The 11136-nt window shown below is 60.5% G+C and carries 11 protein-coding genes; 5 read left to right on the forward strand and 6 right to left on the reverse strand.

Annotation, left to right across the window (positions count from 1 at the left end):
* Positions 1 to 58 precede the first annotated feature (58 nt).
* Positions 59 to 973 carry a LysR family transcriptional regulator gene (locus FHW68_RS10690; RefSeq protein WP_095632395.1) on the reverse strand — a complete coding sequence of 305 codons (915 nt, stop codon included), beginning with the start codon at positions 971 to 973 and terminating at the stop codon, positions 59 to 61.
* Between the two features lie 107 nt (positions 974 to 1080).
* Here FHW68_RS10690 and FHW68_RS10695 point away from each other — a divergent pair, with 107 nt between their 5' ends.
* The 3 genes from FHW68_RS10695 (at position 1081) to FHW68_RS10705 (ending at position 4186) form a co-directional block, all read left to right on the forward strand.
* Complete coding sequence (locus FHW68_RS10695) at positions 1081 to 1680, forward strand: short chain dehydrogenase (protein ID WP_095632396.1); 600 nt, start codon at positions 1081 to 1083, stop codon at positions 1678 to 1680.
* 140 nt (positions 1681 to 1820) lie between these two features.
* Positions 1821 to 2477, forward strand: a complete 657-nt coding sequence (locus FHW68_RS10700) for a COG3650 family protein (RefSeq protein ID WP_183680341.1) — start codon at positions 1821 to 1823, stop codon at positions 2475 to 2477.
* Between the two features lie 95 nt (positions 2478 to 2572).
* A complete protein-coding gene (locus FHW68_RS10705) occupies positions 2573 to 4186 on the forward strand; it encodes an NAD(P)/FAD-dependent oxidoreductase (protein WP_183680343.1) in 1614 nt (537 codons plus the stop codon).
* Between the two features lie 125 nt (positions 4187 to 4311).
* On the opposite strand, the gene FHW68_RS10710 is transcribed toward FHW68_RS10705, so the two are convergent.
* Positions 4312 to 5409 carry a PLP-dependent cysteine synthase family protein gene (locus FHW68_RS10710; RefSeq protein ID WP_183680485.1) on the reverse strand — a complete coding sequence of 366 codons (1098 nt, stop codon included), beginning with the start codon at positions 5407 to 5409 and terminating at the stop codon, positions 4312 to 4314.
* 246 nt (positions 5410 to 5655) lie between these two features.
* Here FHW68_RS10710 and nhaA point away from each other — a divergent pair, with 246 nt between their 5' ends.
* Positions 5656 to 6840 (forward strand): Na+/H+ antiporter NhaA, encoded by a 1185-nt coding sequence (gene nhaA / locus FHW68_RS10715; RefSeq protein ID WP_183680346.1) that lies wholly within the window; start codon positions 5656 to 5658, stop codon positions 6838 to 6840.
* A 215-nt stretch (positions 6841 to 7055) separates the two neighbouring features.
* On the opposite strand, the gene FHW68_RS10720 is transcribed toward nhaA, so the two are convergent.
* A complete protein-coding gene (locus FHW68_RS10720) occupies positions 7056 to 7520 on the reverse strand; it encodes a glycine zipper 2TM domain-containing protein (protein ID WP_007906703.1) in 465 nt (154 codons plus the stop codon).
* A 169-nt stretch (positions 7521 to 7689) separates the two neighbouring features.
* On the opposite strand from FHW68_RS10720, the gene FHW68_RS10725 reads away from it, so the two are divergent.
* On the forward strand, positions 7690 to 7926 hold the full coding sequence (locus tag FHW68_RS10725) for a hypothetical protein (RefSeq protein WP_183680348.1): 237 nt from the start codon (positions 7690 to 7692) through the stop codon (positions 7924 to 7926).
* A gap of 5 nt (positions 7927 to 7931) precedes the next feature.
* On the opposite strand, the gene pdxH is transcribed toward FHW68_RS10725, so the two are convergent.
* From pdxH to FHW68_RS10740, 3 genes are all read right to left on the reverse strand, one after another.
* Positions 7932 to 8579 (reverse strand): pyridoxamine 5'-phosphate oxidase, encoded by a 648-nt coding sequence (pdxH, locus tag FHW68_RS10730; protein ID WP_095632404.1) that lies wholly within the window; start codon positions 8577 to 8579, stop codon positions 7932 to 7934.
* Positions 8580 to 8603: 24 nt separating this feature from the next.
* Positions 8604 to 9701 (reverse strand): OmpA family protein, encoded by a 1098-nt coding sequence (locus FHW68_RS10735; RefSeq protein ID WP_183680350.1) that lies wholly within the window; start codon positions 9699 to 9701, stop codon positions 8604 to 8606.
* A gap of 112 nt (positions 9702 to 9813) precedes the next feature.
* Positions 9814 to 10959 (reverse strand): serine hydrolase domain-containing protein, encoded by a 1146-nt coding sequence (locus FHW68_RS10740; protein WP_095632406.1) that lies wholly within the window; start codon positions 10957 to 10959, stop codon positions 9814 to 9816.
* Positions 10960 to 11136 lie beyond the last annotated feature (177 nt).

Consider the following 11136-nt stretch of genomic DNA (forward strand, 5'->3'; position numbering starts at 1 on the left):
GAACCATTGCCGGATGGATTCCCTGTAGGAGCTGCCGACGCCGATTGTCATTAGCCCGTTACCGCGACAGCCGAGCCAACGCCTCGCCACTGCGCTTGAACCAATCCGTCAAATAATCTGCCAGCACTTGAGTACGTTTTGGCAAACCGCCTTGATACGGGTGCACCAGGTACATCGGCATGCTGCGAGTCTGATAATCGCGCAGCAGCCAGCGCAATCGCCCGTCAGCCAGCTCCTCTTGCAACAGGTACGACGGCAAACGCGCGATGCCCGCATCCGCCAGCGCGGCTTTCTTCAAGAGGTTGTAATGGTTACTGGCAAACGTTCCCGAGACTCGCACCCGCAGTAACTCGTGTTGCTGGTGATAGAGCCATTCTTCGCGACCGCTGTAATGGCTGTTGAGCAGGCAGCGGTGTTCGGCCAGTGCCGGAGGCGTCAAGGGTTCACCGAATCGTTCAAGGTACACAGGGCTGGCGCAGGTCATCTCGTGCCAGGCCAACAGCGGGCGGGCGACCAGGCGTTCGTCGTTGGCCACTTCCGAGCGGATTGCCAGATCGAAACCGTCCCGGGACAGGTCGCGGTAGTTATTGTTGAGCTCCAGTTCGATCTGCACCTGGGGGTATTGCCGGGAAAACTCCAGTAGCGCGCCGTCAAAGAAGGTTTCCCCCAGCGAAACCGGAACCGTCATCCGCACAGGGCCAGCGATATCGTCCTTCAACCTTGCCAACGCCTGACGCGCTCGCTCGACTTGAATCACCAATGCCTGGGCTTGCGGCAACAACGCCGCACCCGCCGCCGTCAGGCTCAAGCGGCGCGTGGTGCGTTGCAGCAACACCACAGCAAACCGCGTTTCCAGCAGGCTGATGCGCTTGGAAAGTTGCCCTTTGCTGCAACCCAATTGCTGGGCGGCCAACGTGAAACTGCCCGCTTCGATTAACACCGCAAACGCCGCCAGGTCGTCCATTTCGCTCATGGGGATTGTTTCCATTTGAAAACCAAAGGTTGCCTATTAGCCCGCTTATCAAGGGGAAAAACCACTCTAAACTTAGATTTAAATCCAGCCCATTCAGGTACAGCACGATGAAAATTCTTTTGATTGGCGCTTCTGGCACCGTCGGTTCAGCCATTGACCATGAACTGTCCCAGCGCCACGAAATCGTCCGTATCGGCCGTAAAAGCGGTGAATTCCAGGTCGACATCAGTGACAGCGCCTCGATCCGCAAACTGTTCGAACAGACCGGCAATTTCGATGCGCTGATCTGCGCCGCAGGCAGCGTCAACTTCGTGCCGTTGGCGACCATGACCGAACAGGACTTCGAGCTTGGCTTGCGGGACAAGTTGATGGGCCAGGTCAACTTGCTGCTGATCGGCCGGGAATTCGCCAATGACGGCGCCTCATTCACCTTCACCACTGGCATCCTCAGCCACGATCCGATCCGTACGGGCAGCTCGGCTTCTCTGGTCAACGGCGCCCTCGACAGTTTCGTTCGTGCAGCGGCAATCGAACTGCCGCGCGGTCTGCGCATCAACTCGGTCAGCCCGAATGTGCTGGCCGAAGCCATGGGCAGCTACGCCCCGTACTTCCGTGGTTTCAAACCGGTTCCCGCCGCTGAAGTGGCGCTGGCCTACGCCAAAAGCGTGGAAGGCTTGCAGACCGGCCAGACCTACCACGTCGGCTAAACCGCCAAAATCAAGAGATCGCAGGCTTCGCCAGCTCCTGCAAAGGCCCGGCGTACCTCCTCTCGGACGGGAGGGCATTGCAGGGTTGTGATGAGCGGTCAGCCTGAGTAACGTGGCGGCACTTGTCAGGAGACTCAAAGATGCGTATTGCCCGTTCCTTAGTGCTTGCTGCCCTGCTTCCGCTGTTCGCCGCCTGCCAATGGCTGGATGGCCCGCGCGAAAGTGCTTCCCATGTGGGCCAGACCCGCCTGCAGGGCCAGTTGACGGCGGCCGACGGCAAGTTGCTGTTCCAGCCGTGCAATGAGCAGCGCAGTTTGGTGGTCAACGACACGGGTGGCACCAGCGTCCTGCAAGAAGCCGCAAGCCTGGCCGATGATCAGGGCAAGCTGTTCGCCGACGTGCGCGGCCGGATCACCGCCAGCGGCCAGCTGGATCTGGAGCAGTTGTACCGCGTCGAACGCTCGGGCACGGCGTGCGACGCTCCAGATTTCAAGCAGCTGACGCTGCGCGCCGCCGGCCATGGCCCGGAATGGAGCGTCAAAGTCAGCGGCAAAGGCATGGTCATCCACCGTGCCGGTCAGCCGCCCCTGGCCCTGCCGTACGTTGAAGAACAACTGGGCGATGGCCGCTTTAACCTCAGCACCGAAGCCAATAACCAGCGCATCGAGCTCTGGGTTGCGCCGCAACGTTGCGTCGACACCAGCACCGCCAGCGTGCAGCACATGAGCGCCGAGCTGCGCATCAATGGCCAGGTGCAACGCGGCTGCGGGTATTTTGGCGGATCGCGTAACGACTGATCGTTTTTGCCTCACGGGAATCGTCCGTTGAGGCTTATAATCGCGGGCTTCAAACGCCTTGGCGCAGTTGTGCGCCCCGCGAACCGGATCCCGTCATGTTACGAATCACCGAACTCAAGCTGCCGATCGACCATCCCGAAGAAGACCTGCGCCCTGCCATTGTGCAGCGCCTGGGCATCGCCAGTGATGACCTGCTCGATTTCACCTTGTTCAAGCGCAGCTACGATGCGCGCAAAAAGTCCTCCGAACTGTGCTTCATCTACACCATCGACCTCAACGTTCGCGATGAGGCGTCGGTGCTGCACAGATTCGCCGATGACCGTAACGTCAACGTGGCGCCGGATGTCAGCTACAAAGTGATTGGCGAGGCGCCCGCTGATCTTGAGCAGCGTCCTGTCGTCGTGGGTTTCGGCCCGTGCGGAATCTTCGCCGGCTTGCTGCTGGCGCAAATGGGCTTCAAGCCGATCATTCTCGAACGTGGCACCGAAGTGCGTCAGCGCACCAAGGACACCTGGGGCCTGTGGCGCAAAAGCGTGCTCAACCCCGAATCCAACGTGCAATTCGGCGAAGGCGGCGCGGGCACGTTCTCCGACGGCAAGCTCTACAGCCAGATCAAAGACCCGAAATTCATCGGTCGCAAAGTCTTGCACGAGTTCGTCAAGGCCGGCGCGCCGGAAGAAATCCTCTACGTCAGCAAACCGCACATCGGTACGTTCCGTCTGACCGGTGTCGTGGAAAACATGCGTGAGCAGATTCGCGCCATGGGCGGTGAAGTACGCTTCCAGCAGCGCGTCACTGACGTCTTGATAGAGGACGGCCAACTGATCGGCGTCGAGCTCAACGGCGGCGAGCAGATCCATTCGAAACACGTGATTCTGGCCCTCGGCCACAGCGCCCGGGACACCTTCCGCATGCTCCACGGTCGTGGCGTGTACATGGAAGCCAAGCCGTTCTCGGTGGGTTTCCGCATCGAGCACCCGCAATCGCTGATCGACCGCGCGCGCCTGGGCAAATACGCCGGGCACCCGAAACTCGGCGCTGCCGACTACAAACTGGTGCACCATGCCAGCAACGGTCGTTCGGTCTACAGCTTCTGCATGTGCCCGGGCGGCACCGTGGTGGCGGCGACCTCCGAGCCGAACCGCGTAGTCACCAACGGCATGAGCCAGTACTCGCGTAACGAGCGCAACGCCAACTCCGGGATCGTCGTCGGGATTACGCCGGAAGTCGATTACCCGGGTGGCCCGCTGGCCGGCATCGAATTGCAGGAACGTCTGGAATCCCACGCCTTTGTACTGGGCGGCAGCAATTACGAAGCGCCAGCGCAATTGGTTGGCGACTTCATTGCCGGCAAACCGTCGACCGAGTTGGGCAGCGTCGAGCCGTCCTACAAGCCGGGCGTTGCCTTGGGTGATTTGGCCCTGGCGTTGCCGGCGTTCGCCATCGAAGCGATTCGCGAAGCCTTGCCGGCGTTCGAGAAGCAGATTCGTGGCTACTCGCTGCACGACGCCGTATTGACCGGGATCGAAACGCGTACCTCATCGCCACTGCGCATTACCCGTAACGAGTCGATGCAAAGCCTGAACGTGAAGGGCTTGTTCCCGGCGGGTGAAGGCGCGGGTTATGCGGGCGGGATTCTGTCGGCGGGTGTGGATGGTATTCGGATTGCCGAAGCGGTGGCCCGAGACATTCTTGGCCTCGAAGCCTAAGGAACGATCACACGCCCCTGTAGGAGCGAGGCTTGCCCGCGAAGAAGTTGACGCGGTCTTCCTGAAAGACCGCATTATCGTTCTTCGCGGGCAAGCCTCGCTCCTACGGGGGGCGGTGTCTGGTGTCAGATGTTTGCGCGCAACACGCTGGCGGGCAGCGGCTCGCCGCGCTCGACACTCGCCGCCACGGCATCCATCAAGCCACTCAACTCATACCCCTGGGCCTTGAGCCAGGCCTGATCGTAATAGGTGGTGGCATAGCGCTCGCCGCCATCGCACAAAATAGCCACGATCGAGCCCGACTCCCCCGCCGCTTTCATTTGTTGCGCCGCCATCAACGCGCCGATCAGGTTGGTGCCGCTTGATCCGCCCACATGCCGACCCAAACGCTGCGCCAGGTAATGCATGGCCGCCAGCGACAACGCGTCCGGCACTTTGACCATCGCATCGATCACTTTGGGCAGGAATGACGCTTCCACTCGCGGCCGACCAATGCCTTCAATCCGTGACCCGCAATCCAGGCGCAAGCTGGCATCGCCAGTCTGGTAGTAATCGAAGAACACTGAACGCTCGGCATCGGCGCACAGCACGCGGGTGCAGTGCTGGCGATAGCGCACGTAACGACCGAGGGTTGCGGTGGTGCCGCCGGTGCCGGGGCTGGAAATCAGCCAGCTCGGTTCCGGATGCCGCTCGAAACGCATCTGCTGGAAGATCGATTCGGCAATGTTGTTGTTCGCCCGCCAGTCAGTGGCACGCTCGGCGTAGGTGAACTGGTCGATGAAGTGCCCGTCGTGTTCGCGCGCCAGGCGTTCGGATTCGGCGTAAATCTGCGTCGGATCGTCCACCAGATGGCTGTTGCCACCGTAGAAAGCGATCTGCGCGATCTTTTCCTTGGACGTGCTGGCAGGCATCACCGCAATAAACGGCAAACCCAGCAACCGAGCGAAGTACGCCTCGGAAATCGCTGTCGAACCGCTGGACGCTTCGATCACCGGCGCACCGGGTTTGAGCCAGCCGTTACACAAAGCGTAAAGAAACAACGAGCGCGCCAGCCGATGTTTCAGGCTGCCAGTGGGATGGCTCGACTCGTCCTTGAAGTACAACTCAATGCCTGGCAACCCCGGCAGCGGCAAGGGAATCAGGTGGGTATCGGCGCTGCGCTGGAAGTCGGCTTCGATGATCCGGATGGCTTCGCGGGCCCACTGTCGGTTGTCGCTCATGATGGTTTTCTCGTTGAATCAGGCAGGGTCGGCCTAGTTGCAAGGCTCAGCCCACAAGCTTAGGAAAGAACCTACATCATGCACAGATACAGCTGAGGTCCAATACGTTTGGCAACTGCTAGGCTCAGACCTTTGTTGAGCACCCACGTTGTAACGGTATATAACAAAAAAGAATATAACTTTTGTTTTAACAACTAACGGTACGGGTTAGGGTGTGCCACCTTTTGAATTCATCGATGGAGAGCGACCTTGCCTCTGCGTAGCACGTTCACGCGTTTCTTTCAGTTGGAAGCTGCCAGCGGTCTGTTATTGATCGCCGCCGCCGCTCTCGCCCTGATCATCAACAACTCATCACTGTCATGGCTCTATAGCGGGCTGCTGGACACCCCCGTGGTGGCTCAGATCGGCGCGCTGAAAATCGCCAAGCCACTGCTGTTGTGGATCAACGATGGCTTGATGGCCCTGTTCTTCCTGCTGATTGGCCTGGAAGTGAAGCGTGAAGTCCTCGACGGCCAGCTGTCGAAGCCCTCGCAAATCGTCCTGCCCGGCGCGGCGGCGATTGGCGGCATGGTGGTGCCGGCGCTGATCTACTGGTTCCTCAACCGCGACAATCCGTCCGCCCTGAGTGGCTGGGCCATTCCGACCGCCACCGATATCGCCTTCGCCCTCGGCGTACTGGCCTTGCTCGGCAAACGCGTGCCGGTGTCGCTGAAACTGTTCCTCATGACCCTGGCGATCATCGACGACCTGGGCGCGATCATCATCATCGCGATCTTCTATTCCGGCGCACCGTCGACCTTGTCCCTCGCGTTGGCCGCGGCCTGCATCGCAGCGTTGATCGGGATGAATCGTCTCGGCGTGGTCAAGCTTGGGCCTTACATGATCATCGGGCTGATCCTCTGGATCTGCGTGCTCAAGAGTGGCGTACATGCCACGCTGGCTGGCGTGACCCTGGCCTTCTGCATTCCACTGCGCACGAAAAACGCCGAGCCTTCGCCGCTGCTGTCCCTGGAACATGCCCTGCATCCATGGGTGGCCTACGGCATCCTGCCGCTGTTCGCCTTCGCCAACGCCGGCCTGTCCCTGAGCGGCGTGACCGTCGACAGCTTCACCCACGACGTACCCATGGGCATCGCCGTCGGCCTGCTGCTGGGCAAGACCGTCGGTGTCTACGGCCTGACGTGGCTGGCGGTAAAAATCGGCATCGCCACCCTGCCCCAAGGCGCCAATTGGGGCCAGATCATGGGCGTGGCGATCCTTTGCGGCATCGGGTTCACCATGAGCCTGTTCGTCGGCTCCCTGGCCTTCGTGCCCGGCACCAGTGAATACGCCGGGATGGATCGAATGGGAATTCTGACCGGCTCGATACTGGCGGCATTGATCGGTTATGCGGTGACGGCGGCAGCGAGTCGCAAGAACACCGCCCTGCCTTGACTATCGCCTTACCGAACAAATCATCGGTATAGAAAAAGCATGCTCACTCGATCTGCCTAAAAATCTCGAATTATTTCTGACATCACACGACTAACGAGTTATCGAAACGACTTGCATGCGACGTCTGCCAGTACCCACGCCATCCATAAACAATCCCAATAACAAAAACCCCGACCAGTCACCTGATCGGGGTTTCTTTTACCCTACATTCCCGCTTAGTGCGTAACGCGGCTGGTGCCATCAACCGTGGCAATCCGCACCCGCTCGCCCACGCGGAACACTTCGTTTGGCTGAACTTCCTGCACGTAGGCGCGCATGCTGCCATCGTCTTCGCGCACGGTGATTTCAACACCTTGCGTACGGGTCAGGCCTTCTTCGGCAGCCGAGCCTATCAGGCCGCCGGCGACAGCGCCGATGACCGCTGCGACGATGCTGCCGCGACCGCCGCCGATGGAGCTACCGCCGACACCACCCACGGCGGCGCCCGCGACGCTGCCGATCGGGGTTTTGGTGCCTTCGATTTTCACCGGACGCAGCGCTTCGATGGTGCCCATGCGAATCGTCTGCACACGACGCGCTTCGTCACGGGAGTAGGAGTCACCGGTCAGGCTCGATTGGCAGCCAGTGAGCAACATCGCCATCGTGGAAAAAGAAGCAACCAGTAGAACAGACTTACGCATAGCATCAAACTCCATAGGACAGGTATCCATTAAACTCCGCAGCTTGACGCCTGTCACGGCATTGCCCGGATAAAATTGGTTTCATTCAGGCCCGATACAGGCGCTTTATCGAACTCGGCATACAGTAGCGCCAAAATACGAAATCTGCGCCATCGACCCAAGGATTTTCATGGATTACTTCATCATTGTTGTCACGACCGTCGCCGGCTTGTACTTCCATTGGTGGCTGTACGTGCGGATCAAACGCTGGATGGACCGCGATCTGGCGTTGTCACTGGCGGGGCAAGACGAACAGAAAAGAGCCTTCATGCTCCAGCAACTGGCGAACGCTCAAGCGCAGAAGATCAAGCGGCGGGACCTGCCCCAGTGGCTGGCGGCCGCTGCGGCAGGGTATTCCGATCGGTAGGCTATTTACGGTGCCAGACGCTCACGAACCCAGTCGGTGCCTTGCAAGCGATAGTTGAGGCGATCGTGCAGACGGCTCGGACGGCCCTGCCAGAATTCGATGCGCTCGGGTAGCAAACGATAACCGCCCCAGTGTTCGGGGCAGTGAGGCTGAGTATCGCTGAAACGTTGCTCGGTGTTCTTGAGCAGCGCTTCCAGTTCACCGCGATCGGCGATCACCCGGCTCTGTGGCGAGGCCCAGGCACCGAGACGGCTGCCCAGAGGACGAACCTGATAATAAGCGTCGGACTCTTCAGGCGTGACCTTCACCACCCGCCCTTCGATACGCACCTGGCGCTCCAGGGCCGGCCAGAAGAACGTCATGGCCGCAAATGGATTGGCCGCCAGTTGCTGACCCTTGTCGCTTTCATAATTGGTGAAAAAGGTGAAGCCCTGCTCGTCCAGGCCCTTGAGCAGCAGGATGCGGCAATGCGGCCGCCCCTGCTGATCGACGGTGGCCAGCGTCATCGCATTCGCCTCCACCGGCACTTGTTCGGTGTTCACCGCGTCGGCAAACCATTGATGAAACAGTTCGAACGGCTCAGCCGGGGCTTGTGCCTCGGTCAGGCCATCTCGGGTGTAGTCGCGACGCATATCTGCCAAGGGCCGGGTCATGGCGCATTCCTTTTGATTAACGAATCACTTCTTTGTGTCATCGGCGACAGCGACTTTCTTGGTGTCGACCGCCGCTTTGGCTGGCGCAGTCTTTTTCACCACGGCTTTTTTGGCTGGCGCCTTGGCAGCCGGCTTCTTGGCCGGGGCCTTTTTCGTCGCCGGCACAGCCGCTTTCTTCGCAGCAGGCGCCGGGGTCACAGGCTTGGTCACTGGCTTGATGTCTTGCGCAGCGACCATGGTTTTCACCGGTGCCGGAGCCGGCATGTTGTACTTGCTCAGCAACGCGACCATGGTGTTTGCTGGCGTCACCAACAGCTCGACGCGACGGTTCAGGGCACGCCCTTCAGAACTGTCATTGGCGGCACGTGGAGCCTCGCCACCCATGCCACGCAACATCAGGCGATCACGCTGCAGACCGCTGAGACGGAAGATCGCCGCCACCGCTTGGGCGCGCTCCTGGCTCAGCTTCACGTTGGCCGGTGCAGCGCCTGTCGTGTCACTGTGACCGAGTACCAGCACGGCAGTCTTTGGATCGACTTCGAGGATTTTCGCGACACGGGTGAACGGGCCGAGGGTTACCGGCAGCAGCATGGACGGACGATCAGGGTTGAACGAGCCTTCTACCGGCGCCGTAACGACCAGCACGTTTTCGCGGCGCTCGAGTTTCAGGTTGCTGTCCTTGATCGCCTCGCGCAGGCGCGGTTCGTAATCGTCGAGCCAGGCCTGGGTGACTTTCGGGTCGGGCATCGGCACGGCCTTGGCGGTGCTTTGCTCCTTGCCGCCAAACGGCCACCACCAGTTGCCACCGGCATCGGCTTCAGCCTTGGCCACAGCAACCGGCTTGGCTTCAGGTTTAACGTCCGGTTTCACGTCCGGCTTGGCCACTTTGTCGGCAGCGTCATCGGAACCGAATGGCCAATACCAAGGGGATGCACTGTCAGCTTTGGCGACGGGTGCTGTTGCAGCAGGTTTCAACGGAGCCGGGGCCGGTTCTTTGGTCGCGACCTTGTCGGAAGAGCCAAACGGCCACCAGCTGCCACCGTCTGCATCATTTTGTGGGGTTTGTGCGCAACCGGTGATAGCGAAGCACAGGGCCAGGGCGAGCGTTTTATTGGATGACATCGGATATCCACAAAATGAAGTAATGAAAAATCAAACCGGGTTAGCCCGGATAAACAGCGCTTTGAAACCACAAAGGCTTTCGGGTTCCGGCCCTGGCCCCCTTAAGCGTGATTTACAGACAAGTGGCCAGTACTCGCACCAGCTTTTGCGCTCGTGGATCCATCAAGACGTACGGCCCCAGGGTATTTGTCACAAAGCCGAAGGCGACATCATAGTGCGGGTCAGCAAAACCGATGGAGCCGCCAGCGCCCGGGTGACCGAACGCCCGTGGGCCGAGGCCATAGGTGGCGTTGGGTACATCCGGTTGATCGAGCATGCAACCCAGGCCGAAGCGGGTCCGGGTCAGCAAAGTCTTGTCTTCGCCGACGCTGTGTTCGCGGGTCAGTTCCTCGAGCATTTCGCTTTCCAGCAGGCTACCGTCGAGCAAACCGGCGTAGAACCCGGCCAGGCTGCGGGCATTGCCATGGCCATTGGCGGCGGGCTGCTGCATGCGCCGCCACTCCGGCTTGTTGGTACTGGTCATTATAGACGGCGGGTTAGTGAAAGCCCGGGTGCTCATGGCCGTCGGCTCGCGCAGGGTCACTTGCAGCAAGCGCTGGGCCGCGGCATCGCCGAGGTTGCCCTTGCTCCGGGCAATGTGCGCCACGCGATGGAACTCTTTGTCGGCGAGGCCAACATGAAAATCCAGCCCCAAAGGCTTCGCGACCCGTGCCACGATGGACTCGCCCGGCCCACGACCGTCAGCGCGACGCAGCAATTCACCGACCAGCCAACCATAGGTGATCGCCGCATAACCGTGACCTTGACCCGGCGTCCACCAAGGCGCTTCGCCAGCCAGGGCATCGACCATGGTCTGCCAGTCGTAAAGTGCTTCTGGCGGCAGCAATTCGCGCAGAGCAGGCAGGCCCGCCTGATGGCAGAGCAAGTGGCGCAGCGTCACCGATTCTTTGCCGGCGGCAGCGAATTCGGGCCAGTAGCGCGCGACTGGAGCATCCAGTTGCAGCTTGCCTTCGGCTACCAGTTGCAGCGCGGTCACGGCGGTGAAGGTCTTGGTGCAGGAAAACAGGTTGGCAATGGTGTCGCTGTGCCAGGCCTCGGTGCCGTCCTTGTCGGCGGTGCCGCCCCAGAGGTCGAGAACGGTTTCCCCGCCAATGCGGATGCACAACGCCGCGCCACGCTCCTGAGGATCGTCGAACAGCGCCGCAAAAGCTTCGCGCACCGCTTCAAACTTAAGCTCGTAATGACCCTGAATCTGCACCCACAACGCTCCCGGATAAACGCTCTATAAAGTGGCCCGCATTGTTCCAGCCCTTGAGGGTTTTGGGAACAGGGCCGGGCCGGGCGGTCGCCCGCCCGTGAGAATGCCTCAGATATCGATGGTGCGATCCCTGTGGCGAGGGGGCTCGCCCCCGTTCGACTGCGAAGCGGTCGCAAA

Origin of the sequence: Pseudomonas sp. Tn43, from assembly GCF_014192635.1 — a bacterium.
Taxonomy (GTDB): Bacteria; Pseudomonadota; Gammaproteobacteria; order Pseudomonadales; family Pseudomonadaceae; genus Aquipseudomonas.

What these genes read in the sequence shown, in the direction of transcription:
- FHW68_RS10720 (WP_007906703.1), bottom strand. Translation starts at nt 7,520, where the DNA reads ATGCGTAAGTCTGTTCTACTGGTTGCTTCTTTTTCCACGATGGCGATG.
- FHW68_RS10725 (WP_183680348.1), top strand. Translation starts at nt 7,690, where the DNA reads ATGGATTACTTCATCATTGTTGTCACGACCGTCGCCGGCTTGTACTTC.
- pdxH (WP_095632404.1), bottom strand. Translation starts at nt 8,579, where the DNA reads ATGACCCGGCCCTTGGCAGATATGCGTCGCGACTACACCCGAGATGGC.
- FHW68_RS10705 (WP_183680343.1), top strand. Translation starts at nt 2,573, where the DNA reads ATGTTACGAATCACCGAACTCAAGCTGCCGATCGACCATCCCGAAGAA.
- FHW68_RS10690 (WP_095632395.1), bottom strand. Translation starts at nt 973, where the DNA reads ATGAGCGAAATGGACGACCTGGCGGCGTTTGCGGTGTTAATCGAAGCG.
- FHW68_RS10695 (WP_095632396.1), top strand. Translation starts at nt 1,081, where the DNA reads ATGAAAATTCTTTTGATTGGCGCTTCTGGCACCGTCGGTTCAGCCATT.
- FHW68_RS10700 (WP_183680341.1), top strand. Translation starts at nt 1,821, where the DNA reads ATGCGTATTGCCCGTTCCTTAGTGCTTGCTGCCCTGCTTCCGCTGTTC.
- FHW68_RS10735 (WP_183680350.1), bottom strand. Translation starts at nt 9,701, where the DNA reads ATGTCATCCAATAAAACGCTCGCCCTGGCCCTGTGCTTCGCTATCACC.